Source organism: Methylobacter arcticus (assembly GCF_050917435.1).
Lineage (GTDB): Bacteria > Pseudomonadota > Gammaproteobacteria > Methylococcales > Methylomonadaceae > Methylobacter_A > Methylobacter_A titanis.
This window is the reverse complement of the sequence record NZ_CP159583.1, coordinates 3,706,046-3,731,188: the sequence shown is the minus strand read 5'-3', so window position 1 is coordinate 3,731,188 and position 25,143 is coordinate 3,706,046. Positions and strand designations below refer to the sequence as shown.

25 protein-coding genes are annotated in these 25,143 nt (G+C 48.7%); 15 read left to right on the top strand and 10 right to left on the bottom strand.

What is annotated here, in order from left to right:
• Positions 1-31 precede the first annotated feature (31 nt).
• Complete coding sequence (rpsT, locus tag ABXJ76_RS17880; protein ID WP_006890844.1) at positions 32-295, bottom strand: 30S ribosomal protein S20; 264 nt, start codon at positions 293-295, stop codon at positions 32-34.
• Positions 296-393: 98 nt separating this feature from the next.
• Between rpsT and murJ the strand changes: the two genes are divergently transcribed.
• The gene (murJ, locus tag ABXJ76_RS17875) at positions 394-1,944 is read left to right on the top strand and encodes a murein biosynthesis integral membrane protein MurJ (RefSeq protein WP_432742546.1); all 1,551 of its coding nucleotides are present in this window, start codon (positions 394-396) and stop codon (positions 1,942-1,944) included.
• Between the two features lie 25 nt (positions 1,945-1,969).
• Here murJ and ABXJ76_RS17870 read toward each other — a convergent pair whose 3' ends face one another.
• The 3 genes from ABXJ76_RS17870 to ABXJ76_RS17860 all read right to left on the bottom strand — a co-directional run bounded on the left by ABXJ76_RS17870 (position 1,970) and on the right by ABXJ76_RS17860 (position 5,006).
• Complete coding sequence (locus ABXJ76_RS17870) at positions 1,970-2,650, bottom strand: hypothetical protein (RefSeq protein WP_432742544.1); 681 nt, start codon at positions 2,648-2,650, stop codon at positions 1,970-1,972.
• A 359-nt stretch (positions 2,651-3,009) separates the two neighbouring features.
• Positions 3,010-3,903: a phosphoribosylaminoimidazolesuccinocarboxamide synthase gene (locus ABXJ76_RS17865; RefSeq protein ID WP_432742542.1), complete on the bottom strand. Its 894-nt coding sequence runs from the start codon at positions 3,901-3,903 to the stop codon at positions 3,010-3,012.
• 65 nt (positions 3,904-3,968) lie between these two features.
• Entirely contained in the window at positions 3,969-5,006 is a 1,038-nt protein-coding gene (locus ABXJ76_RS17860) for a type IV pilus twitching motility protein PilT (RefSeq protein WP_432742540.1), read from the bottom strand.
• A 204-nt stretch (positions 5,007-5,210) separates the two neighbouring features.
• On the opposite strand from ABXJ76_RS17860, the gene ABXJ76_RS17855 reads away from it, so the two are divergent.
• Positions 5,211-5,900 carry a YggS family pyridoxal phosphate-dependent enzyme gene (locus ABXJ76_RS17855; RefSeq protein WP_432742538.1) on the top strand — a complete coding sequence of 230 codons (690 nt, stop codon included), beginning with the start codon at positions 5,211-5,213 and terminating at the stop codon, positions 5,898-5,900.
• 3 nt (positions 5,901-5,903) lie between these two features.
• Here ABXJ76_RS17855 and ABXJ76_RS17850 read toward each other — a convergent pair whose 3' ends face one another.
• Positions 5,904-6,770, bottom strand: coding sequence for a fumarylacetoacetate hydrolase family protein (locus ABXJ76_RS17850; protein ID WP_432742536.1), 867 nt, complete (start codon positions 6,768-6,770; stop codon positions 5,904-5,906).
• A 116-nt stretch (positions 6,771-6,886) separates the two neighbouring features.
• On the opposite strand from ABXJ76_RS17850, the gene rpe reads away from it, so the two are divergent.
• The 8 genes from rpe (at position 6,887) to ABXJ76_RS17810 (ending at position 16,251) form a co-directional block, all read left to right on the top strand.
• Entirely contained in the window at positions 6,887-7,558 is a 672-nt protein-coding gene (gene rpe / locus ABXJ76_RS17845) for a ribulose-phosphate 3-epimerase (RefSeq protein WP_432742534.1), read from the top strand.
• A gap of 70 nt (positions 7,559-7,628) precedes the next feature.
• Complete coding sequence (locus ABXJ76_RS17840) at positions 7,629-7,835, top strand: type II toxin-antitoxin system VapB family antitoxin (protein WP_432742532.1); 207 nt, start codon at positions 7,629-7,631, stop codon at positions 7,833-7,835.
• Positions 7,819-8,202: a PIN domain-containing protein gene (locus ABXJ76_RS17835; protein WP_432742530.1), complete on the top strand. Its 384-nt coding sequence runs from the start codon at positions 7,819-7,821 to the stop codon at positions 8,200-8,202. Before ABXJ76_RS17840 ends, ABXJ76_RS17835 begins: the two co-directional genes overlap by 17 nt.
• 4 nt (positions 8,203-8,206) lie before the next feature.
• On the top strand, positions 8,207-9,694 hold the full coding sequence (gene trpE / locus ABXJ76_RS17830) for an anthranilate synthase component I (RefSeq protein ID WP_432742528.1): 1,488 nt from the start codon (positions 8,207-8,209) through the stop codon (positions 9,692-9,694).
• Positions 9,691-10,281 carry an anthranilate synthase component II gene (locus ABXJ76_RS17825; RefSeq protein WP_432742526.1) on the top strand — a complete coding sequence of 197 codons (591 nt, stop codon included), beginning with the start codon at positions 9,691-9,693 and terminating at the stop codon, positions 10,279-10,281. Before trpE ends, ABXJ76_RS17825 begins: the two co-directional genes overlap by 4 nt.
• Positions 10,282-10,355: 74 nt before the next feature.
• Positions 10,356-11,423, top strand: coding sequence for an AAA family ATPase (locus ABXJ76_RS17820; RefSeq protein WP_432742523.1), 1,068 nt, complete (start codon positions 10,356-10,358; stop codon positions 11,421-11,423).
• A 2-nt stretch (positions 11,424-11,425) separates the two neighbouring features.
• Positions 11,426-11,938, top strand: a complete 513-nt coding sequence (locus ABXJ76_RS17815) for a hypothetical protein (protein ID WP_432742521.1) — start codon at positions 11,426-11,428, stop codon at positions 11,936-11,938.
• 113 nt (positions 11,939-12,051) lie between these two features.
• Positions 12,052-16,251, top strand: coding sequence for a hypothetical protein (locus ABXJ76_RS17810; RefSeq protein WP_432742519.1), 4,200 nt, complete (start codon positions 12,052-12,054; stop codon positions 16,249-16,251).
• A 91-nt stretch (positions 16,252-16,342) separates the two neighbouring features.
• Here the strand turns inward: ABXJ76_RS17810 and ABXJ76_RS17805 are convergent, their stop codons facing one another.
• Both ABXJ76_RS17805 and ABXJ76_RS17800 read right to left on the bottom strand, forming a co-directional pair.
• The gene (locus tag ABXJ76_RS17805; protein WP_432742517.1) at positions 16,343-16,786 is read right to left on the bottom strand and encodes an NfeD family protein; all 444 of its coding nucleotides are present in this window, start codon (positions 16,784-16,786) and stop codon (positions 16,343-16,345) included.
• Between the two features lies 1 nt (position 16,787).
• Complete coding sequence (locus ABXJ76_RS17800) at positions 16,788-17,699, bottom strand: SPFH domain-containing protein (protein WP_432742515.1); 912 nt, start codon at positions 17,697-17,699, stop codon at positions 16,788-16,790.
• Between the two features lie 222 nt (positions 17,700-17,921).
• Between ABXJ76_RS17800 and ABXJ76_RS17795 the strand changes: the two genes are divergently transcribed.
• Together ABXJ76_RS17795 and ABXJ76_RS17790 are read left to right on the top strand one after the other, a co-directional pair.
• On the top strand, positions 17,922-18,230 hold the full coding sequence (locus ABXJ76_RS17795; protein WP_432742513.1) for a hypothetical protein: 309 nt from the start codon (positions 17,922-17,924) through the stop codon (positions 18,228-18,230).
• Positions 18,231-18,369: 139 nt separating this feature from the next.
• A complete protein-coding gene (locus ABXJ76_RS17790) occupies positions 18,370-19,173 on the top strand; it encodes a hypothetical protein (RefSeq protein WP_432742511.1) in 804 nt (267 codons plus the stop codon).
• A 54-nt stretch (positions 19,174-19,227) separates the two neighbouring features.
• Here the strand turns inward: ABXJ76_RS17790 and ABXJ76_RS17785 are convergent, their stop codons facing one another.
• Both ABXJ76_RS17785 and ABXJ76_RS17780 read right to left on the bottom strand, forming a co-directional pair.
• Entirely contained in the window at positions 19,228-19,656 is a 429-nt protein-coding gene (locus tag ABXJ76_RS17785; RefSeq protein ID WP_432742509.1) for a GlcG/HbpS family heme-binding protein, read from the bottom strand.
• Between the two features lie 29 nt (positions 19,657-19,685).
• A complete protein-coding gene (locus tag ABXJ76_RS17780; protein WP_432742508.1) occupies positions 19,686-20,288 on the bottom strand; it encodes an arylesterase in 603 nt (200 codons plus the stop codon).
• 1 nt (position 20,289) lies between these two features.
• Here ABXJ76_RS17780 and ABXJ76_RS17775 point away from each other — a divergent pair, with 1 nt between their 5' ends.
• The 3 genes from ABXJ76_RS17775 (at position 20,290) to ABXJ76_RS17765 (ending at position 24,111) form a co-directional block, all read left to right on the top strand.
• Positions 20,290-21,045 (top strand): ABC transporter ATP-binding protein, encoded by a 756-nt coding sequence (locus ABXJ76_RS17775; protein ID WP_432742506.1) that lies wholly within the window; start codon positions 20,290-20,292, stop codon positions 21,043-21,045.
• A 92-nt stretch (positions 21,046-21,137) separates the two neighbouring features.
• On the top strand, positions 21,138-23,621 hold the full coding sequence (locus tag ABXJ76_RS17770; protein ID WP_432742504.1) for an ABC transporter permease: 2,484 nt from the start codon (positions 21,138-21,140) through the stop codon (positions 23,619-23,621).
• Between the two features lie 94 nt (positions 23,622-23,715).
• On the top strand, positions 23,716-24,111 hold the full coding sequence (locus ABXJ76_RS17765; protein WP_432742502.1) for a glycine zipper family protein: 396 nt from the start codon (positions 23,716-23,718) through the stop codon (positions 24,109-24,111).
• A 203-nt stretch (positions 24,112-24,314) separates the two neighbouring features.
• On the opposite strand, the gene ABXJ76_RS17760 is transcribed toward ABXJ76_RS17765, so the two are convergent.
• Positions 24,315-25,046 carry a tRNA1(Val) (adenine(37)-N6)-methyltransferase gene (locus ABXJ76_RS17760; protein ID WP_432742500.1) on the bottom strand — a complete coding sequence of 244 codons (732 nt, stop codon included), beginning with the start codon at positions 25,044-25,046 and terminating at the stop codon, positions 24,315-24,317.
• Positions 25,047-25,143 lie beyond the last annotated feature (97 nt).

Sequence of the window (25,143 nt, the reverse complement as noted above, 5' to 3'; positions counted from 1 at the left end):
CGGCCTTTTTTATTGAGTAAGGCTAAAGCTGTTAAGCGATAGCTTTTACTTTTGCATTCAGTCTGCTTTTACCGCGTGCGGCTTTATTCTTGTGAATAATGCCTTTGGTAACTGCTGAATCGATAATCGGAACGGCAGTATTGTATGCGGCTTGCGCTTTTTCTTTGTCGCCAAGTTTAACTGCGGCAATGATTTTTTTAATGAAGGTGCGTAAGTTGCTACGTTGTCCTGCGTTGCGAATACGGCTTTTTTCCGCTTGTCGCGCACGCTTTTTAGCTTGTGCTGTATTAGCCATAGTGTCTCGATTCTTGTGGTAAGTTAATTAAACCGTGTATTATCATTAGAAGTGGTAATTTTGTCAAACGTTTTTAACGCAACACAGCAGGAGTAGCATTGAGCAGGCAACTTTTCAAATCCGCAGTAGCTGTCGGCAGCATGACTCTGATCTCGCGTATACTCGGATTTATCCGAGATATGTTGATTGCGCATATTTTCGGCGTGGATTCGGCAACCGATGCCTTTTTTGTGGCGTTCAAGATTCCCAATTTTTTGCGGCGATTATTTGCCGAGGGCGCTTTTGCACATGCTTTTGTTCCGGTGCTGTCCGATTGCAAAGAACGTGGCAGCAAAGTCGCATTGAAACAGTTTATCGATAAAACCGCCGGAACCCTGTCCGTTTTTTTACTGCTGATTACGGTGATCGGCGTCGTTGCCGCTCCGGTGCTTATCATGCTGCTGGCCCCCGGTTTTATGTGGCAAGGAACTCAGCACGAGCTGTCCGTGCAACTGTTACAAATTACCTTTCCGTACTTGTTTTTTATCGCGTTAGTGGCTTTTGCCGGAGGCATTTTAAATGCGCACGGACAATTTGCGATCCCCGCATTAACGCCGGTTTTTCTGAATATCTGCATGATTGCCGCCGCCATCTGGCTGGCACCGTTGATGGAGGTGCCGGTTACGGCTTTAGCGTGGGGCGTTTTTGCGGCGGGCATCGTGCAGCTGTTGTTTCAGTTCCCCGCGTTGATGCGCTTGGGTCTGTTGCCTAGACCTAGATTAGGTTTTGATGACTCGGGCGTTAAAAGGATTATAAGTCTGATGCTACCGGCGATATTTAGCGTCTCGGTGACGCAGATCAACTTGTTGCTGGATACCTTGATAGCCTCATTCTTAACCGTAGGCAGCGTGTCCTGGCTGTATTATTCCGATCGACTGGTGGAATTTCCATTAGGCATTTTGGGTATTGCGCTGGCAACGGTTATTTTGCCGAATTTATCCAAAAGTCATGCAGCAGAAGATACGGCAACTTTTTCAAATGCGCTGGATTGGGGCTTGCGCTGGGTTGTTCTGGTAGGCTTGCCCGCCACCATTGGCTTGGTGATACTGGCTGAGCCAATGCTGTCGACACTGTTCCAATATAATGAATTCGGCGTCAGCGATGTGCATTTGGCAGGGCAGAGCCTGAAGGCGTATGCATTGGGTTTGCTGGGCTTTATTCTGATTAAAGTACTGGTGCCGGGGTTTACCTCGCGCGGCGACATGAAAACGCCGGTACGCTACGGGGTTTACGCGATGCTAGTCAGTCTAGGCCTGAATCTAGCGCTGGTTTTCCCGCTGGCACATGCGGGGCTAGCTTTAGCGACATCCTTGGGCGCTTTTTTTAACGCGGCCTTGTTGCTGATAAAATTGCACAAAGACAAGGTGTATCAACCGGCTAACGGCTGGTGGTTGTTTGTTGCCAGAATCTCTCTGGCCGGTGCAGCCATGGCGGCAGGCCTCTTTTATTTTGTCGATACGGCCTGGTGGAATGACTGGGATTCGACAGCGCGCGTGATCAATTTGATGAAATGGATAGGCTTAGGCTTGGCCATTTACGGCGCAACATTGCTGGTAACGGGCTTAAGGTTAAAGCATTTGACCGGTCGTACGCACAGCTCAATAGTTTGAATTTAACCGGAGCTAGATCGAAAACCTAAACGGTTGGTTCATTATTAGCCGTTTCCAGAACGTCGATAATTTCGTTGCATTCTATGACGCTTTTGCCTTCACTGACAATATAGTCCGCCAACGCGGTAATTGCCCGCCAATTTGACCTTTCATTAACGAAGCTGAATGCCGCCAAAAATAACGCGGTGATTTTTTGTTCTCTCAGCGCTGAATTTGCAATAAAGCATTCAAGATATTCGCGGATTTTTTCTAAATCGGAAGTGCCGCCAAAGTAATGCAGGTCATTTAACTGTATGAGACCAGAGTTAATCAGTTCTCTGTCCCGTTGTGCGATATATTTTGCTTCAGCCAAAGGTCCGGCCAGGATATTGATCATATCCGCTTCAAAAGCGCATTGATAAGCAATTTTCTGGGCTAAAGAAAAGCCGTCTGTTGTTTCTTCAATTGATGAGGGCAATGTATGAATTAAGCGGCCACCGTCTATGTTGGCAATATATTTAGTGTCAGATTTACTAGAAAACCGTGATGATTGAAAATCATCATTCACCGAAGTTATAAAAATCTGAAAAAAGATCGGTGGTAATTTTTTTTGTTTGTTGCCGAGATAAATAGCTGCTGCGTGCCCAGCTTCATGAATAGCAACTTTCCTATTGATTTCTTGATGTGTCAGATTTAACGCTTTGTTAAAAATGTGGTTACGATTCATGATATTGATCCGGAGATATGATGTATTAAATTGTTTTGAATTGAGCTTTTATTAGCCCTTCATTCATGACAGCTTCAAACGAGCAGGATCAATCTTAAAAGTGTTTTGTTAATGGTTTCTTAACGGTCTCTAAATAGATAGGACAGCCACTGCTTTAGCCGCCGACGGGCGTGGGGCAGGGCGCTCTATAAAACGAACAATTAGGAATTACTTCTGAAGGGTGGTTTCGGGTCGAAACAGGACGGTCAATGTCGGCTTCAATTGAGACCATTTTTTGATGTTGCCGGATCAATATCCGGCTGATAATCTCCCCATGCGCGGCCAGCCACGAATGGGGAGCTTGAGTGCCTGTTTAAAAATTATCCCTGCGTTAGCTTGACTTCCGCTTCGCGGTATTTTGCCGCGCAGTACTCGGCCACTTCAGCAGGCAAATGCGGGCCTGGCGCGGTTTTATCCCAGTCCAGCGTTTCCAGGTAATCACGGATATACTGCTTGTCGAAACTGGGCGGACTGATGCCGACCCGATATTGATCGGCAGGCCAGAAGCGTGATGAATCTGGTGTTAAAGCTTCATCGATCAGGTATAAAACGCCGTCATCGTCGACGCCGAATTCAAATTTAGTATCGGCAATAATAATGCCCCGTTCTTTGGCGTAGGCGGCGGCTTCCTTGTACAGCTTCAGGCTGGCGTCGCGTACTTTTCCGGCCAACTCCCGGCCCATCAATTCGACGGTTTTGTCAAAAGAGACGTTTTCATCATGCTGATCCACTTCGGCTTTTGTGGACGGCGTATAAATGGGTTCCGGTAATTGCTGTGCCTGCTGTAAACCTTCGGGCAGTTTAATGCCGCAGATAGCGCCTGACTTTTGATAATCTTTCCAGCCGGAGCCGATCAGGTAACCGCGCACAATCGCTTCAACCGGCAGCGGTTTTAACAATTTAACGACGATAGCGCGGCCTTCAATCTGTGCGCGCTCGGCGGCATCGGGAACGACTTGTTCCAGCGGAATGTCAGACAGGTGATTGGGCATAACGTGCTTCATTTTTTCAAACCAGAAATTGGATACGCTGGTTAAAACCCGGCCTTTGCCAGGGATAGGGTCAGGCAAAATCACATCGAATGCAGACAGCCGGTCGGTGGTCACAATCAGCATGTGTTTGTCGTCAATGTCGTAAATATCGCGCACTTTGCCGCGTGCTCTGAGCTTTAAAGACGACAGTGTTGATTGGTATAGCGCTTCTGGAGCAGTCATAGGTTCTCGCTGGGTGTCAAATAGAATAATTTTATCATGTGTTCGGGTTATTTAATTTTCATTCCTCAACGGAACATATCCTTATTCACCGCTTTATCCATGGCGCTTTTTGCAGTAATGATACCTTTATCAACCAGCTCTTTCATATTTTGGTCTAGCGTCTGCATGCCGTCCTTGCGGCCGGTTTGAATCGCAGAATACATTTGCGCTACTTTGGCTTCACGGATCAGGTTTCTAATCGCCGCTGTACCCACCATGATTTCATGGGCGGCAACACGCCCGCCGCCGATTTTCTTCAGCAGGGTTTGCGAAATAACCGCCTGTAATGATTCAGACAGCATGGATCGAACCATGTCTTTTTCGGCGGCAGGAAATACGTCGATAATACGGTCGATGGTTTTTGCGGCAGACGTGGTATGCAAAGTGCCGAACACAAGGTGGCCGGTTTCCGCCGCCGTCATTGCCAGACGGATGGTTTCCAGGTCGCGCATTTCACCGACCAGAATAATGTCGGGATCTTCCCGTAGCGCTGAACGCAACGCTTCAGCAAAGCCGTGGGTGTCGCGCTTGATTTCCCGTTGGTTAATCAACGATTTTTGGCTCTCATGAACAAACTCGATAGGGTCCTCTACGGTCAGTATGTGCGCATAATCATTGCAGTTAATATGATTAATCATCGCCGCCAGCGTCGTTGACTTGCCGGAGCCGGTAGGGCCGGTCACCAGAACCATGCCGCGTGGTTTTTGGCATAATTCTTCAAAAAACTTGGGCGCTTTCAACTCTTCCAGACTCATGATGACCGAGGGAATCGTTCTAAATACAGCGGCGGCGCCACGCTCCTGATTAAATGCGTTAACACGAAACCGGGCAACACCGGGTAATTCGAATGAAAAATCGGTTTCCAAAAACTCCTCATAATCCTTGCGTTGCTTGTCATTCATAATGTCATAAATCAGCGCATGCACTTCTTTATGATCCAAAGCAGGAATATTGATCCGGCGAATATCGCCATCAATCCTGATCATAGGCGGGAGTCCCGCCGATAAATGTAAATCCGACGCTTTGTTTTTAGCTGAAAAAGCCAGTAATTCGGCAATATCCATAACATCCTCAGGAAGACAAAAAATAAAAATATCTTTATACCATAGATCATCGGGTTGTTTTTTTGAAACGGTGATGTTGTGTTAGCCGTCTGGCAAATGCTGTTAGCCAGCCGCTTACCGATAGATCGCCATGAAATAATGATTAAAAAAACCGACAATGAACAGCAAACACTATAATAACCGACGAATAACCGAGGAAAAACCATGGCAACCCTAGCGCAAAGACTCAAACAAATACGCTCGCAAATCAACGATGCCGAACTAGCCTATAACCGTCAGCCCGGATCGGTGCTGTTATTGGCGGTCAGCAAAACCAAGCCATCCGAAGCGATTGCCTGTGCCTATCAATTTGGGCAGCGTCATTTTGGCGAAAACTATTTGCAGGAAGCATTGAAAAAACAACAGGAACTGGGTGCTTACGCTATTACCTGGCATTTTATCGGCCCGATACAATCCAATAAAACCAAGGCGTTGGCGACCCACTTTGACTGGGTACACAGTGTGGACAGTTTAAAAATAGCCCGACGCCTTAGCGAACAGCGCCCGTCTCATTTGCCGCTGTTAAATATTTGCCTGCAAGTCAATATCAGTGATGAACCCAGCAAGTCCGGCATTACCTTGGCCGAATTGCCGCCATTGTGCGAGTTAGTCGCCAAACTGCCGAATCTCAAATTACGCGGCGTCATGGCCATTCCCGCGCCGCAACAGGATTTTGAGCAACAACGCCGGCCCTATAAAATACTTTATCAGGCCGTTGCAAAATTGGGGCAACCCGAGTTGGATACCTTCTCATTGGGTATGACCGGCGATTTAACAGCCGCGATAGCCGAAGGCTCGACCATCGTCAGAATCGGCACCGCGTTGTTTGGCGAGCGTGATTATTCGCAAATGTAGGCGTTAACTAAAATCATCCGGTTCCTCAATAACCGGATTAATCAGCGTTCCGATGCCCTCAATTTCGATTCGGGCGGTTTGTCCCGGCAACAGATAACCGCGCGGTTTCATTTTTACGCCGACCCCGGCCGGTGTGCCGGTGGCAATCACATCGCCCGGTTCCAGCGTCATCGCTTGCGATAAATAGGCGACCATTTCATAGCAGTTGAAAATCATCTGTCCGGTATTGGCCTGTTGCCGCAGTTCGTCGCCAACCCAGGTTTTAAGATCCAGGTTATGCGGATCGGCGATTTCATCGGAAGTCACTAGCCACGGCCCCAGCGGGCCATGGGTATCGAATGATTTGCCCAGCGTAAAGGTCGGCGAACGAAACTGCCAGTCGCGCACCGACACATCATTGGCAATAGTAAATCCGGCAATGACTTGGTGAGCCTTATCGACAGGCACATGCCGACAACGTGTGCCGATAACAAACGCCAGTTCGCCTTCATAATCCAGCTTATCGGAGACTTTAGGCCGGTGTATCGCATCGCCAGGCCCGATCACGCAGGTACTTTGTTTGGTGAAAAAACTGGGATATTCCGGCTTATCCCGACCGGTTTCTTCGATATGGTCGGCATAGTTCAGGCTGATACCCAGATACTTGCCCGGCCTGGGCACCGGCGCATGCAGCTTGACCTGATCCAGCGCGATACGGTCGTTGCCACTGTCGATTTGCTGCTGCATCGCATCCAGCGCCCTGGATCCTGCGCCCAGAAATTCAAGCAGGGTTACCGGGATTTTAGTATTATTTTTGCCGTCAACTACAAGGCCATCAACGACAGCGCCGACGCGGGTTTCGTGATTATGAGTAAAGGTTACCAGTTTCATCAGTTAAGCTTTTCCGTACGATTTCAAGTGCACCTATTATAAACTCAAGTGTAAACGTAAGAGTTTGTGCAAAAAAAAGATATAATTAATAATTTTTACTTTAAGAGGATCAGAAGATGAACGAAAACTGGATTGCTCCCTCCATTTTGTCAGCCAATTTCGCAAAACTGGGTGAAGAAGTTGATAACGTTTTAAACGCGGGCGCCGACGTTGTACATTTCGATGTGATGGATAACCATTTCGTGCCCAATCTGACTATCGGGCCTTTGATTTGCGAAGCGCTGAGAAAACATGGCGTTACCGCGCCGATTGATGTGCATTTAATGGTTGAGCCGGTTGACCGTCTTATTCCCGACTTTGCCAAAGCCGGTGCCAGTATCATTACTTTCCATCCCGAAGCCTCTGTGCATATCGACCGCACCCTGCAATTGATTAAAGATTGCGGTTGCAAGGCTGGACTGGTATTTAACCCAGGCACACCGTTGCATTACCTGGATTATGTGATGGATAAACTGGATATAATTTTGTTGATGTCGGTTAACCCGGGCTTTGGCGGTCAGTCGTTCATACCCTCAGCGCTGGATAAACTGCGTCAAGTCAGAACAAGAATTGACGACAGCGGTTTGGATATTCGTCTGGAAATCGACGGCGGCGTTAAAACCGACAACATCCGTTCGATTAAAGAAGCCGGCGCCGATACTTTCGTCGCCGGTTCGGCGATTTTTAGCCAGCCGGATTACAAGAAAGTGATCGATGAAATGCGCGCTGAATTGGCTAAGGCAGTTTAAAAATTGGTTATAGGTTGGGTTGCCTTTAACGTAACCCAACATTCCAATTACACTATATGGAGTTATGTCTATGAAAACCTCGCTTGATTTACCCGATGAGTTAATCAAAGAAGCCATGCAGTTGACCGATGTTAAAACAAAAACTAAAGTCATTGTTTTAGCATTGCAGGAGCTTATTAAAAAAAATAAAGTAGCGGATTTGAAATCATATAAGGGCGCATTTGATTTGGACATAGACATAAATACGCTAAGAAACCGTAATGCGCGTTTTGATTGATACGTCTGTTTGGATAGACTATTTTAAAAGTGGCGCCAATTCGAGCGGGTTAGATGGCTTGCTGGATGATAATTTGGTTGTTATCAACAATATTATTCTTGCAGAGTTGGTTCCTTTTTTAGCCCTCAAAAAGCAATATAAAGTTATTGAATTGCTCAATAACATAACGTTATTGCCCTTACAGATAGACTGGGCTGAAATTATTGGCTGGCAAACTATGTGTTTAAGTAATGGTCATAATGGCGTCGGCATTCCTGATTTGCTGATTGCTCAAAATTCAAAACAACAGAATTGTAAGATTTATTCACTGGACAAGCATTTTCACCTTTTAAACAAGGTGATTGAAGACATACAATTATTCGCCTAACACCATGACCCCAGAACAATTCAATCATTATGCCCGGCAGGGCTACAACCGCATCCCGGTTTGCCGCGAAGTGCTGGCCGATTTGGATACGCCTTTGAGCGCCTACCTGAAACTGGCTGACGGCCCTTATTCCTATTTATTTGAATCGGTGCATGGCGGCGAACAATGGGGTCGTTATTCGATCATCGGCCTGCCCTGCCTTACCATCGTCAAAATTACCGGCAATCAAATCCGTCTGGAACAAGACGGCGAGCTGCTGGAAACGCTCAATCACGATAATCCGCTGATCTGGATAGAGCAGTTTAAAGAACGCTACAACGTTCCCGATATTGACACCTTGCCTAGATTTAACGGCGGCTTGGTCGGCTATTTCGGCTATGAAACCATCGGCTATATCGAGCCGAAGCTGCGTGGCACGGCAAAACCCGACCCGCTGGGCAATCCCGACATCCTGCTGATGGTGTCGGAAGAAATGCTGGTGTTCGATAACCTGTCCGGGAAAATGCTGCTGCTGACTCACGCCAATCCTGAAGAAACCGATGCCTATAACCGTGCGGTTGCACGGGTGGATGATTTGGCCGTCAAACTGCGCGAATTGCAAGTCAAGCCGACAAAGAACCACACGCACAAAAAAGTCGAAGAGTCCGATTTTATCTCGGGCTTTACCCAACAGGGCTTTGAAGATGCGGTATTGAAAGCCAAGGAATATATCACCGACGGCGACATCATGCAGGTGGTGTTATCGCAACGCATGTCCATCCCCTACACAGCCTCGCCGCTTAATTTATACCGGGCCTTGCGCTGCCTGAATCCTTCGCCGTACATGTTTTACCTGAACCTGGACGATTTCCATATCGTCGGCTCGTCGCCGGAAATCCTGGTCAGGCTGGAAGACAATATGGTCACGGTTCGCCCGATTGCCGGCACCCGCCGTCGCGGCGAAACGCCGGAACAGGATATTGCCCTGGAAAAAGACCTGTTGGCCGATCCCAAAGAGCTGGCCGAGCATTTAATGCTGATCGACTTGGGCCGAAATGACGTGGGCCGGGTCGCGGAAATCGGCACGGTGCAGTTGACCGATAAAATGATCGTCGAGCGCTATTCGCACGTCATGCATATCGTCTCCAACGTCACCGGACAATTGCAGCAAGGCGACAACGCCTTTGACGTACTGGCAGCGACTTTTCCCGCCGGTACCGTCAGCGGCGCGCCGAAAATACGCGCGATGGAAATTATCGACGAACTCGAACCGGTCAAGCGCGGCGTTTATGCGGGCGCAGTCGGCTACATAGCCTGGTCTGGCAACCTAGATACCGCTATCGCGATCAGAACCGCCGTCATCAAAAACAACATGTTACATATACAAGCCGGTGCCGGTATCGTTTACGATTCAGTGCCCAGAAACGAATGGGATGAGACCATGAATAAAGGCCGCGCAATATTCCGCGCTGTGAGTATGGTCGAAGCAGGTTTGGACGGAGAGCAATCATGAGTGCAGTTAAAGTGGTCATGGTCGATAACTACGACTCGTTCACTTACAACCTGGTGCAATATTTCGGCGAGTTAGGCGCTGACGTGACCGTGGTGCGTAACGATCAGGTGAGTATCGAAGACCTAGAAAATCTTGCGCCCGATAAACTGGTGATTTCCCCCGGCCCCTGCACCCCCAAGGAAGCCGGTATCTCGGTTGCAGCGATTTTAAAGTTTGCAGGACGTACTCCTATCCTGGGTGTTTGTCTGGGACACCAAAGTATCGGCTATGCATTCGGCGGCAATATCGTCCATGCCAAAAGCATCATGCACGGTAAAACCTCGCCGGTTTATCATCAGAATCAAGGCGTATTTAAAGGGCTTAATAACCCGTTTATAGCCACCCGTTATCATTCGCTGGTCATCGAACAGGCGACCTTGCCTGATTGCCTGGAAATAACCGCCTGGACGCAGGACGAAGCGGGAAAGCTGGATGAAATCATGGGCGTAAGGCACAAACAGCTGGATATCGAAGGCGTGCAATTTCATCCCGAGTCGATTTTGACTGAGCATGGGCATGATTTGTTGAGGAATTTTTTGGAAAGGTGAGTGTGTTTGCCCTATCCCTCGATTAGAGAGCCACAAATGGTTAAAATTATGTTTATTTCTGAGGAGAGAAAGCAATGCTAAAACGGATGACCCTCAAAAATTTGACTGTTTTTACAGAGGCATATCTCGAATTCGGGCAGAATTTGAATGTGATTATCGGCGAAAACGGAGCCGGTAAAACCCATTTGCTTAAGATGATTTATTCGGTATTAGCCGTAAGCGCAGAAGAAGGACGTAAACCGAGAGGAATGCTTGCTCAATCCACGTCGTTAGCGCCCACTAAATCATTTTTACAATCGCGACTGGCTGATAAGTTGGTCAATAATTTTCGCCCCGAATCGCTAGGCCGTTTAGTAAAGCGAAAACAAGGACGTGACCGTTGCGATATTCGCTTAGCGTTTGAGCAGAGTGAGTGGGACATAGCATTCAATTTTGCCACCAACAGTAAATCTGAAGTCAATATTGAAACGTTACCGGAGACCTGGATAGACGCTTCTCCAGTGTATCTGCCAACGCGTGAATTGTTAACCATCTACCCTAATTTCATTTCGGTTTACGAAGGGCATTATCTTGAGTTTGAAGAAACCTGGCGGGATACCTGTCTTTTACTCGGTGCATTAATGCAAAGAGGCCCTAAGGAAAAACGAATTCGTGAGCTTCTTGAACCTTTAGAATCAGCAATGGGTGGAGCAATAGAACTTGATAAAAACGGACGATTTTATTTAAGAAATGATAGCGGTCGCATGGAAATGCCATTAGTTGCCGAGGGTTTGCGTAAATTAGGGATGCTTGCGCGCTTGATTGCAACGGGAGCGCTTTTGGATAAAGGCTACCTGTTCTGGGACGAACCTGAAGCTAATCTCAACCCCATACTCATAAAACAAGTAGCAAAAAGTATTTTGGATTTGTGCGATTCCGGTATCCAAGTTTTTATTGCTACACACAGCCTTTTCTTGCTGCGAGAGCTTGAAATATTGCTATCTGATAAAAACCATAAAAAGGTTAAAACAAAATTCTTTGGGCTTCACAAAACCCAGGATGGCGTTAGCATTGATCAAGGATCTACTGTTGACGACATAGGCGATATAGCTGCATTAGACGAAGAGTTGGCACAATCTGACCGCTTTCTGGCGGTCGATTGATCATGCAACGTTTTAACGTGGATGGATTAAATTTTGATTTTCCTGATGATTGGCTGGTCAGCAAATACGATGACAGGTCATTTTATCGAAATCAATTTATAACAATAAAAAACGGCATCAAATCGTTGGATTTGCTGGCAGTTGACTTGAATAAAACCGCTTGGTTAATCGAAGTTAAAGATTATCGCCTTCATCCACGCACAAAACCATCCGAGTTGGGAATAGAAGTAGCACACAAGGTTTTTGATACATTGGCGGCAATCATTCCGGCAAAAATTCATGCAACTGACCCTGATGAAAAGCAATTAGCCCGTGCAGTATCGGCTTCACGTAAGTTGAGAGTAGTCTTGCATCTTGAGCAACCGGCGAAGCATTCAAAACTCCGTCCACGCGCCATTAATCCTGTGGATGTGCAACAAAAAATTCGTCAACTGCTAAAACCTGTTGATGCACACCCACTGGTTGTTGAAATGGGGTCAATGAATGGGCTTGAGTGGAATGTGGGTAGTGAGTAGCACCACATAGATAATTGTGTAAAGAGTCCCTAACCATGGCAAGGAGGCATCAACTTAAGACTTAAGATATGAAAAACTTCGTGTCTTCGCGATTAACTAATCAGGAACGCAACATGAATCGAATAATCTGGCTATTCTTAAGCGTAGCATTCTTTACATCCGCCGCTCAGGCAAAACCGTTAACCCCGGAACAGGTGCCGGAACCGCTTAAACCTTGGATAGCCTGGGTGTTGCAGGATAGCCCTGAACCCGTCTGCCCTTTCATCTACAACAGTTACGAGCAAAAACGCTGTAGCTGGCCGACTCAAACCCAACTGGATTTAACGGCCGAAAAAGGCGTTTTTTCGATAAGCTGGCTAGTCTACCAGGACAGCTGGATCAGTTTGCCGGGCGATAAAAACCACTGGCCGCTGAATGTGACGGTTGATAACAAAACCGCGCTGGTCATGGATAAAAACGGCGACCCCTCGATTAAACTGGCGGCAGGCCAGCACCAAATTAAAGGCGAGTTCTTCTGGGCCGCTATTCCTGATAACTTAAAAGTACCCGGCGATATCGGGCTGATTGAGCTGCGTATTCATGGCGCGATCATACCGACACCGACCATAAGAAACGGACAGCTGTGGCTAAAAGAAAGCGATATAGGCCTAAAAAAACCGGAAAATATCCAGAACAATCTGGATATACAAGTATTTCGGAAAATCACCGACGAAGTGCCCGTGCAGGTTTTAACCCGGCTGGTGCTGGAAGTCTCCGGCGAGCAGCGCGAAGTCAAATTGCCCAGGCCCCTGCTGGACGGTTTTATCCCGCTGAGTTTGCAAAGTCCGTTGCCCGCCCGATTGGAACCTGACGGACAGTTATTGGTTCAGCTGCGACCCGGCCGCTGGCAGATCGACATACTGGCCAGAAACAGCAAGGAACTGAATGAACTCCCGCTCAAGGGCGACCAGCCGGTCGCCCCTACCGAACCACCGGTCGCCTCTACCGAACCACCGGTCGCCTCTACCGAACCGCCGGTCGTTGCTACTGAGCAAGGCATCCATTGGCCGGAGTCGGAAATCTGGTCGTTTGAAGCCCGTCCGCAACTGCGCGTCGTTGAAATCGAACAGCTCAGCGCCATAGATCCCAGTCTGACCAATTTGCCTGACGACTGGAAAAACCTCCCGGCCTATAAAATCAACCAAGGGCAGACTATGGGTTTTAAAACTATACGTCGTGGCGATCCGGAGCCTGAACCGAATCAACTCAATTTAAGCAGAAAGCTATGGTTGGATTTTGACGGCGAAGGTTATACCGTCAATGACATCATCACCGGCAACATGACCCGCGGCTGGCGGCTGAATACCCTGCCGCAAACGCAGTTGGGAAGAGTGACTTTAAACGGCGGCAACCAGTTTATTACCCAGGACAAATCCGGCAAGCAAGGTATTGAAGTCAGAAGCGGCACGATAACGCTGGATGCCGACAGCCGCGCCGTCGGTGCCGTCAGCTCTGTCAGCGCGGTGGGTTGGGAGCAGGATTTTCACACGGTCAGCGCCGAACTGAACCTGCCGCCGGGTTGGCGTTTGCTGGCGGCCGGCGGCGTGGACAATGTGCCTGACAGCTGGATTTCCCGCTGGACATTGCTGGACTTGTTTGTGGTGTTAATTGCCGCGCTGGCAACAGGCAGGCTGTGGAATCCCTATTGGGGCTTTCTCGCCTTGGTAACACTGGTATTGATCTGGCATGAGCCGGGCGCGCCTCAATTCGTCTGGCTGAATATTCTGGCCGCAACCGCATTGATTAGGGTATTACCGCAAGGCAGGTTCTTAAAATTCATCAACTGGTATCGCTATGCTTTCTGGCTGGCGTTAATCATGATCACCTTGCCTTTTATGGTGACGCAGGTGCGTACCGGACTTTACCCGCAACTGGAAAAATCCGACCAAGCGATCAATATGCCCGGCTTCCAGGATAGCGGTATGCTTGGAAGGGTGGCACAAATGAGTGTACCGGCACCAGCCTCTGAAGCGATTAACGAGATGAAAGCAAAAGTATTAAGAAGATCGATGCCATCCGATTCCGCAGCGCATTACGGCGCTACAGACCAAGCGGTCGATTTCGACCGCATCGACCCTAAAGCCAAAGTGCAGACCGGCCCCGGCTTGCCGCAATGGCAATGGAACAAGGTCATGTTGTCATGGAACGGTTCGGTTGATGCCCGGCAACAGCTGCACTTATGGTATTTAACGCCGACGCTGACCCTGCTGCTGAACTTCGTCCGCGTGATTCTAGTCGCTGCGCTGGCCTTGCTGATGTTCGGCGTTGCCGAAAAATTCAAGTTTAAAACCGTCAAAACAGCAACGCCGCTGCTGCTGTGGTTTTTGCTGTTGCCGATGCTGTCGTTGCCGTCAGCTAAAACCTATGCCGAACTTCCGGACAAGGCTTTACTGGACGAACTCAGAAGCCGCCTGCTGGAAAAACCGCTGCCGCCCGACTGCTTGCCGGGTTGCGCGCAAATCCCGCAGATGAAAATAGCCATTACCGACAAGGAACTGACTATTGCCCTGCAGATTCATGCCCAGCAATCCGTGGCGATTCCGTTACCGGCCGAATATGAGCAATGGTTTCCTAACCAAATTCTGGTTGACGGCAAAACAGCGCCAGGGCTGTATCGCGATAATAACGGCTTGTGGATTAACTTAGGCGAAGGCGAACATCAGGTTGTGCTGAGCGGAGCTGTGCCCTTATTAAGCAAATTCACGCTGCCGTTACCGTTAAAACCGAACTGGGTCAGCATTCAGAATAGCGGTTGGCAAGTCATCGGCCTACAGGAAAACAGCCAGGTTGACGATCAACTGCAATTTAGCCGGATAAATCAAACCCAGCAACAAGGCGACCCGCTAGAGCGCATAAGCGAATTCGTCCTGGAGCCGGGCGCGTTGCCGCCGTTTGTCAGGATTGAGCGCATCCTGCAACTGGGTTTGGACTGGCGCGTTATCACCCGGATCATCCGGGTTTCGCCGGCCGATTCCGCCGTGGTATTGGCCGTGCCCTTGTTGCCGGGCGAGTCGGTTACCAGTGCAGGCGTCCGCGTTAAAGACGGCAAAGTCGAGGTCAATATCCCTGCCCGGCAAACCGAACTGCAATGGGAATCCACGCTGGAAAAATCGGAACAAATCGATGTTGTCGCCACTCGAACCGAGCAATGGATAGAAGTGTTGCAAGCGGATATAAGCCCCATCTGGCATATTGAAACTTCCGGCATCGCGATGATCCACCTGAATAACGAAGGGCAGTGGCTGCCTGAATGGCATCCCTGGCCCGGAGAGAAAATCACTCTGCAAATAACCAGGCCGGAGGCGGTAGAAGGGCAAACCCTAACCATCGACAACAGCCGCTTAAGCATCAAGCCGGGACAGCGCAGCCAGGAAGCCGAATTAAACCTTAACTTAAGAAGCTCGCAAGGCTCGCAGCACACGCTGATCCTGCCGGATAATGCGGTATTGCAAAGTGTCGCCATCAATGGACAGATTCAGCCGATCAGGCAGGACGGCAGCAAGCTCACCCTGCCGATTAATCCCGGAAAGCAGCAAGTCTCAATCAGCTGGCGGGAAGCGACCGGCATAAGCGGCATCATGAGGACGCCGCAGGTCGACTTGGGAACGGCGAGTGTCAACGCCAACCTGACTATCGGCCTGGGTCAGGACCGTTGGGTATTATTTACGCTGGGGCCGAAAATGGGGCCTGCTGTGTTATTTTGGGGTGTGCTGATGGTTATTTTTATGGTGTCGCTAGGTTTGGGCAAAATCCCGCTGACGCCTTTAAGAAACCGGCACTGGTTTTTGTTGTTGGTAGGGCTTAGCCAGATTCCGCTGCTGTCGGCAGGTCTGGTGATTGCGTGGTTAATGCTGTTAGGCTGGCGTAAGACCCAGCAGGCTTCGGACTTGCGTTATTTTAATGCCGTGCAAATTATTATCGGCGGCTTAACCTTGGTCTCGCTGAGCCTGCTGTTTTTGGCGGTCGAGCAGGGTTTGTTGGGTTCGCCCGATATGCAGATCATCGGCAACCAGTCCTCGGCGTTCAACCTGAACTGGTACCAGGATAGAAGCCCCGCGACGTTGCCCATTGCGACGCTGATCTCGGTTCCGCTGATCGTGTACCGGTTATTGATGCTGGCCTGGTCGCTATGGTTGGCGGTGTCATTGCTCAACTGGCTGAAATGGGGTTGGGCGTGTTTTTCAAATAACGGGCTTTGGCATAAAAGCGTAGCTAAGAAGGAAGCGGTAGTTGTTGAGCAGGAAGATAAATGGCTAGCCGATGATGAGCATTAAACATTATCGCCAATATAGGAGCGGGCAAAAGCCCGCTCCTATATTTTAATTTCTGGAAAGCGAAGGACTCGTAAAATAGTGCTATTCGACGTTACTCGGCTCGTTCGACATCAAACACGGTGCCGCGAGCCGCAATAACTCTTACTTTGGTGTTAATATCGCAATCTTGTCCATGAACTTTCCAGATAGAATCATCGACTTTTATTTTGCCTTCGCCATTTTCTATCGGCTTATATAGGCTAAAAACCCTGCCGATGTATTGCTGTCCGCGTTTATTTAACAACGGGTGATCTGTTATCACGGGGTATTTTTTGCCATAAAGTCGCCAGAAGGTGATAGCAGAAATAGAGAGTACGGAAAAAATCAATGCCTGCAATTCGACACTCATTGAGGGTATCAGTAACAGCAGGCATCCGGTTACAAAGCCTGAAGCCGCCAACCACATAAAGAAGAAGCCGGGGGCTAACAGTTCTATAACCAGAAGGACTAAAGCTAACTCCCACCAATTCCAAAAGAAAATCTCCAGCTCCGTCATCTTAGCTTTTTTTGCTCAAGGCTTCTTTAGCCAGTTCGCCAATGCCGCCAAGGGCGCCAATCACGCTGGATGAATCCAGCGGCATAAAAACCAGTTTGCTATTGCTAGATGCGCCAATATCTTTTAACGCCTCTATGTATTTTTGCGCGACAAAATAATTGATCGCCTGGACATCGCCTTTACCGATGGCTTCCGACACCATTAACGTCGCTCTGGCTTCGGCCTGAGCCAAGCGTTCACGGGCATCGGCATCACGGTAGGAGGCTTCTTTGCGGCCTTCCGCTTCCAAAATGGCGGCCTGTTGCGCGCCTTCTGCGCGTAAAATCTCGGATTGTCTTAAACCTTCGGCTTCCAGAATCGATGCGCGTTTCAAGCGCTCGGCTTTCATTTGTCTGCCCATGGCTTCGACCAAATCTTTAGGCGGCGCAATGTCTTTTATTTCGATCCGGGTGACTTTGATGCCCCACGGCGTAGTGGCGTCATCGACAACGGACAGCAGCTTTGCATTGATGTCATCCCGGCGCGACAGTAATTCATCCAGATCCATGGAACCCATGACCGTACGAATATTGGTCATCACCAAATTCAGAATGGCCCAATCCAGTTGGCGGACTTCATAAGCGGCTTTGGCAGCATCCATTACCTGGTAAAAAACCACGCCATCTACGGTGACCATCGCGTTATCTTTGGTAATAACTTCTTGCGACGGCACATCCATCACTTGCTCCATCATGATCATTTTGTTGCCGATACGGTCAATAATCGGCACGATAATGTTCAGGCCGGGCGTCAGTGTATTGATATATTTACCAAAACGCTCAACGGTGTATTCCATGCCCTGGGGAACCGATTTGACACTCATAAACACCATCAAGACAGCGAAAATTAACAATGCTAAAACAAAATTATCCATACAAGTCCCTGATTTTCATATAAAAAACTCTATATGTAAGAGTTTTTTTGACACGGAATGTGTCAATAAACAGCTAACAAATCTTATTTTATCGGCTGACTGAAAAAAGCAATGCTAACAATTAAAGTAAAACCGTTAAAATAACATCGCGGCGTATTGCAAACAACCGCATAACTAATAATAATATAAATCTATCTAAATGTAAGTTAACGAGTAATTATAATGCTGATAAACGCCGCTTTTCACACTGGGATTTGGGCCCTGGTTTTTTTTATTGTCGGAATGATTAAGCCAAGATGGCCTTTATTCTTTTTGAAAAAACCGGACAGATTTAAAATTCTGATTATATCGACCATCCTATTTATGATTTCCGCTACGCTTTACGGTGAAGGCAACCGGCAAGCCAAGCTGGCACAGGCTCCTAAACCCGCTGCTGCTGAAAGCTTCGATCCGGCTTCCGCTCCCGTTCCTGTACCTGTGCCTGTACCTATGTCGGCGCCTGTGAGCAAACCAGATTCTCCAAAAAATTAACGCATCCACTCAACTCACTGCCATTGAGTTAAGGATTTAGTCTATCGTGGGCGCGAATTTATTCGCGCTTTTTAACGCCTACCGTGCGAATAAATTCGCGCCCACGGCATTCAATCATCACTATTTTCATCGTAACTTAATGGCAGTGATTTACCTCGCTGCAGATATTCCCGGCCTCTTACTATGTCAAAATCTCAGGGAGGATGGCTTGGCAACTTTATTGAAAGCGCTTGCGGCACAGACGATGGGTTTGACGGTTACCATCACGTTGGCCTGGATGTCGCCTGCGTTGTTTCACGGCGCATGGCGTTTGGCACTGATACAAGGCGCTGCGGCTGCGTTGTGGTCAACCGTTTTGCGCCAGCGGTACTGGTGGATTCCTATCCATTTGCTGTTTCTGCCCATGGCAATCGCGATGCTCACCTTGCAGCTGTCTTCCTGGCTGTATCTGTCGATTGTGCTGCTGCTGGCGCTGGTGTTCTGGGGTACGGTTAAGGGCGATGTGCCGTTGTTCCTGTCTTCTAGCGCGGTAGCTGATGCGGTAGCGAGCATTGTCGAACAGGAAAACGCCCATGCGTTTGCTGACCTCGGCGCCGGAGTCGGCTCGGTGGCAGTGCCGCTGGCGCAACGTCGAGCCGTTAGGGTCGATGCGTGGGAACGCGCGCCGCTACCGTGGCTGATCGCCGCTAGTCGCTGCCGCAAACTGCCGAATGCGTACGTAAATCGCGCCAGTTTATGGGGATGCAATCTTGCCGGTTATGATGTGGTGTTTGCGTTTCTTTCCCCGGCGGTCATGGCGGAGCTTGGCGAAAAGGTCGGAGCTGAAATGCGCTCCGGAAGCTTATTCATCTCTTCATCCTTCCCGATTCCAGGCTGGAATCCGGAATCGATAGTACAGATCGATGATCGACGCAGCACAAAACTTTTTTGCTACCGGCTGTAGCTTTTTAGGCGCGATCAGATATTTCCATCAAAACCAGCTGCACCGATGCCAACGTCAAACTCCGGCAATAAATCCCACGGCCTCGATGCCCTCAATGGCGCAACGTTCGTCCTGATCGGAACTGTCACCGCTAATACCTACTGCACCGATAACATTGTTTTTGGTATCACGAATCAAAACGCCGCCCGGAACCGGCATTAAGTTTCCACCGGTTATGCCGATCAAGGCATTCATAAAATCGGGCCGTTTTTCGGCAACGCTGGCTAAACTTCGCGATGATATGCCCATGCTGACCGCGCCCCAGGCTTTTGCGGTGGCAATTTGCTGTCTGATCATGGTCGCGCCATCTTCCCGTTGCATGGCTTTTAGATGCCCGGCTTCATCCAGAACCACTACGGTAAGCGGCGCCATGTTTAGTTTACGGGCCTTGTTGGTTGCGGCATTGATAATGATATTGGCTTTTTCAAGTGTTAGTGATTTCATCTATCGTTCTCTTCCTGTTGACGTCGTTGTTATTTTAATAGCGGCAGCAGCTGCGGCCATACTTTATCTGCAATGACCGGCTGCCCGTTGGCATTGGGATGCAGTCCGTCTTGTTGCATCATATCCTTGGTCAGGGCGACATCTTCCATAATAAAAGGCACATACGGGACGCCCAGCTCCGTAGCTAATTGCGGGTAAATAGTGTAAAAAAGATCGGTATAGCGCTTGCCGTAATTGGGCGGAATTCTCATGCTCAGCAACAACACCTTTGCACCGGCAAGCTGTACGCGATGGGCAATTTCGGCAAGATTGCTTTTTATCAATGTCGGCGGCAAACCGCGCAAGCCGTCATTGGCACCCAGCTCAATGATGACGATATCCGGCTTATGCAGGGTCAAGGCCCGGTCTATCCGCGCTAAACCGCCGGCGCTGGTATCTCCGCTAATGCTTTCATTATGGATAGTATAGCCTGCAGCTTTTTCAGCCAATTTTTTCTGTAATAAGGCCACCCAGCCCTGTGCCACTTCAATTCCGTAACCGGCACTGATACTATCACCCAATACCACAATGGATTTGGCCGTAGCGGTCATCGACATTAACGAAACAATTACAGCAAATAAAAAACGGGTCATTATGCAAACTCAATCATTAAACAACATTAACAGCGCCTGCTCCCGGCAGGATTGCGGCATACACGCCGTCCCTGGCGATATAGTAACGGAAAAGCTGAGTAAATCGGTTATTACCTCCGATGGAATATTGCATATCTTGTCATCCATAGATTTGATAATCAAATCCGGTGAGAGTATTGCGATTGTCGGCGAGTCGGGTTCAGGCAAATCTACCTTAATCAGTCTGCTGGCCGGATTAGACACGCCAACTTCCGGATCCATCAGTTTGAACGGAAAATCATTAACCGCGATGGACGAAGACGGCAGGGCGGCAATGCGCAATCAGCTGATAGGCTTTGTCTTCCAGTCTTTTCAATTGCTGCAAGGACTGACCGCACTGGAAAACGTCATGTTGCCTTTGGAATTAAGCGGCGATAAAAACGCCAACGCCTCGGCTACGGCATTATTGGATAGAGTCGGCTTGTCGCATCGCTTGTCGCATACACCGCAGCAACTTTCCGGTGGCGAGCAGCAGCGTGTCGCCTTGGCCAGAGCCTTTGTGACCAGGCCCTCGATTTTATTTGCCGATGAGCCGACCGGCAATCTTGATAGCAAAACCGGCGCGTGTATTGTTGATTTATTGTTCGAACTTAATCAGGAAAACCACACCACATTAATTCTGGTGACGCATGATCAGGCTTTGGCTGCACGTTGCCAACGTACTATTAAACTGGATGCAGGACGCATAGTGGCAGTCACGTCCAATGAAAAAGCATAGTCTACGAATTGTGGGGGCGAAGTCGCTCCCACAGGAACTTGACGATGTATAAAAACCGAAAATATAGTAACTAAATTTGTATGGGCAAACTTATGACACGTTTTCATTTGGCATTGCGGCTGTTATGGCGCGACAGCCGTTCCGGCGAATTAACCATACTGGTATTGGCTTTGATTATTGCGGTCACCAGTTCAACCGCCATATCGCTGTTTGCAGATCGCCTGCAACGCACCATGAGCACTCAGGCCGCAGAGTTTTTGGCGGCGGATTTGGTGATCTCAAGCCCGACCACGATTCCAGTCGAATGGCTGGCCAAGGCAGCGCAACTTAATCTCGCTCAAGCGCAAACGGTTGAATTTTCCAGCGTGTTAATTGAGCATAATGAGTTGTTATTGGCGGGTATTAAAGCCGCCAGTTCCGCTTACCCCTTACGCGGTTTTTTAAAAACCACGACGGCGGATTATCTGACAGAAACTGTTACACACACTGGCCCAAAACCTGGAAATGCCTGGGTTGAAAAACGCATTTTGTCAGCGCTTAAACTCAACCTGGGCGATGCTTTACAGGTCGGAGAAAAACATCTCATCGTCAGTCACATCATCACCTACGAACCCGACAAACGCGGGGATTTTTACAGCTTTTCCCCGCGAGTGATGATGAATGCAGACGATTTGCCAGCGACCGGCATAGTGCAGCCGGGCAGCCATGTGCATTATTTCTTTCAGTTTAGCGGCGACAGCAAAGCATTAACCCAATTCAATCGCTGGATCAAACCGCAGTTGAATCCGTCTCAGCGCATCATGGATATACATGATGACCGGCCGGAACTGGGTTCAGCGCTGGAACGTGCGGAACGGTATCTGGGCTTGTCCAGCATTGTCGTTATTTTAATTTCCGGCGTGGCAATTGCGATGGCGACCCGGCGTTATACCGAACGGCACTTTAACGCCACCGCTATCCTGCGTTGCTTGGGCTGTAAACAGCGGGAAATTCTTTGGCTTTATGGCAGTCAGCTGGTTGTCTTGGGTTTATTGGCCAGCGCCATCGGTTGCGTGTTGGGCTGGTTTGCGCAGGAAGCCCTGTTCCATTTATTAAGATCGTTATTGCCCCAGCAAGTCGCTAATCCAAGTCTACTGGCGGTTTCATTCGGATTTATTGTCGGCATGGCTATTCTGTTGGGTTTTGCGCTGCCGCCGTTATTGCGCCTTAAAAAAGTTTCGCCGTTACGGGTGTTGCGCCGCGAACTGGAACCTTTACCCAGCAGCGCATGGCTGATTTATGGCTTGGCAGTCGGCATTATTGGGGTATTAATCTGGCGCTATACCGATGATCTTAACATGACGGCGACTATTCTTGGTGTCGGCTTGGGCACCATGCTGCTGCTTGGCTTGCTGGTTTATGGCCTGCTAAGGGTAAGCCATAAACTGCTGCCGCACATGAGCCTGACCTGGCGTTTTGGCTTGCAAGGCTTGTTAAGAAACAGTCGCGCCAGCGTCAGCCAAATACTGGCTTTCAGCATTACGCTGGTGGCTATGGTGCTCAGTTTTACCGTGCGCACCGATTTAATCGATAACTGGCAAAAGCAGTTGCCTGATAATGCACCCAACCATTTCGCGCTGAATATTTTTCCCGATCAACAACCCGCTTTTCAGCAAGAACTGCAACAGCAGCACATCAACGGCAGTCAGTTTTATCCTGTGATTAGAGGCCGTCTGGTAGAAATTAATAACGTGCCGGTGCAACAGGTGGTCAGTAAGGAAACGCAGGGAGAAAGCGCCACGCATCGCGAATTAAGCCTTACCTGGACTAAAAATTTGCCTGAAGATAATAAAATTTCCGCCGGAAACTGGTGGCAGAATGACCAAACCGGACTGGTTTCTGTTGAACAGAAACTGGCCAAAAGCTTAAAAATAAAGCTGGGCGATCACTTGACCTTCACCGTTGGCAGTGAACAGATTAAAGCGACGGTATCCAGTATCCGCGAACTTCGGTGGGATACGATGAAGCCGAATTTTTATATGGTGTTCTCGCCCGGCACGCTGGATGCCTACCCCAGCACCTTTATCACCAGTTTTTATTTGCCCAAAGCGCAAAAAAACGTCCTAAACACGCTGGTAAAAAAATATCCCAGTATCACCATTCTGGAAGTCGATTTAATTTTGCAGCAATTTAAAACCATTCTGACCCAACTGACCCAAGCCATAAACTACCTGCTTTACTTCGCGTTAATGGCCGGATTTACGGTATTGTTCGCCGCTGTTTATTCCACGTTGGATAACCGGATTTATGAGGGTGCTTTGATGAGAACGCTGGGCGCTAATCGCTCATTTTTAAGAAAAACCCATATTATTGAGTTTAGCCTGCTCGGATTGATTTCCGGTCTGTTAGCCGTAATCATTGCAGAAGCGATCCTCTATGCTCTATATACACAAGTTATGCATTTGGATTACAGTATCAATGTTTATTTGTGGGGGCTTATTCCATTAACCGGCGCTGTATTTGTTGGTCTGGCCGGATGTTGGGGGGTGAAAGATGTGGTGAATAAATCTCCACTACAAGTCTTAAGAGAACTATAATATGGTTGGTTTTAGAAGTGGTCTCTGTTCATTTTTTATTCATAAACATTGAACTACCATTGCAGAAAATCTCACTACTAAAGGAAAAATTGATATGAAAAAATTAACAACCAGCATCGTTTTGATAGGCAGCACATTAATTTCAGGTTGCTACAGCTACGGAGGATGGACGCCCACAGTCGATTCCTCTAATGATCGTAATGCCTATCGAATTAATCAGGATATGGCTGAATGTAAAGAGCTTGCTAGTCATGCTTCCGGTGGCACTGCAAAAGAAACCGCTATCGGTGCGGGAGTCGGCGGTTTAATTGGAGCGGCCGGAGGTGCAATTGTTGGCGCATTCACTGGAAATCCGGGCACGGGCGCAGCCATAGGCGCTGCGGCGGGTGGTTTTGGTGGCGGTGCAGTCAAAGGAGTTAGTTCGGAAGATAAATTCAAGAATGCTTATAACAACTGCATGAGCGGCCGCGGACACAACGTTGTCAGATAATTTGATTAACATTCAAAATCTGCAACACTGCAACACAGGGACGTGTTTGCTTAGGTTGTATAAAGGGAGGCCAGAGCCGCACTATCAACGTGTATGAAAATCTCGTAGCCCGCATGTAGCATAGCGGAATACCGGCGATCGGCGCCACCAAGCCCTGGATTTTGCAAGCTCCATCCAGGCTACTTGCTGTTTTGATTCGTCTTTTAGCTTGGCCGCTTAAGTCGGTCTCTAGCAAACCTCAATAAAAAATCCGCTAAATAAGCCGCACTGTTTGAACTATAAACGTTGTGGGCTTCATAGATCGTCAACAACCTTGCTTGCAGCCCAGCCGCGGTGCGACTGAATGTCAGCGCGGATACTTTGGCTTCGTTATGCGCATAGCCTCGAAAATCGGTTTGATTGATCAAATAAAGCCCCGACGCTAATGCCTGAGCGGAAAACTTTGCTGCCGCATGGGCGGGAAGCAACAGGTAAAACAAACCTTGCGGGGCTAATAAACTTCCTGCAACGCTGATCAGATCGGCAAAGGGCAGTTGATCGGTATGCCGGGCGGTATTTCTCAGGGTATCGGCGGTCTTGAGATGATTTTCGAAAAACGGCGGATTGCTGATGACGAGGTCGTATTGCCGGTCGGCGGTTAAGGCAAAGCTTTGAATATCCTGATGCACAACCTCAAGTCGTTCGGCCCACGGGCTGTTGCTGACGTTAATATTGGCCTCTTGATAAGCTTCTTGGGTCAACTCCACGGCAGTCACTTTTGCCGCGCCCAGTTGGGCGGCCATTAGTGTAAGCACGCCGGTTCCTGCGCCGATGTCCAGCACTTGGTCGCCCTGTTTGACCGGAGCCATTGCGCCGAATAAAACGGCATCGGTGCATATTTTCATGCCCGAGTGTTTTTGTAAGACTGAAAACTGCTGAAAGCGGAAGGTAGACATGATTTGAGGTTGATAATTGAACTATGTTAGACATCTTTCCTAAATAGTCGCTACGGTTATGCAGACCGAAATAAGCGGGTTGAAGCGATAGCAAGAA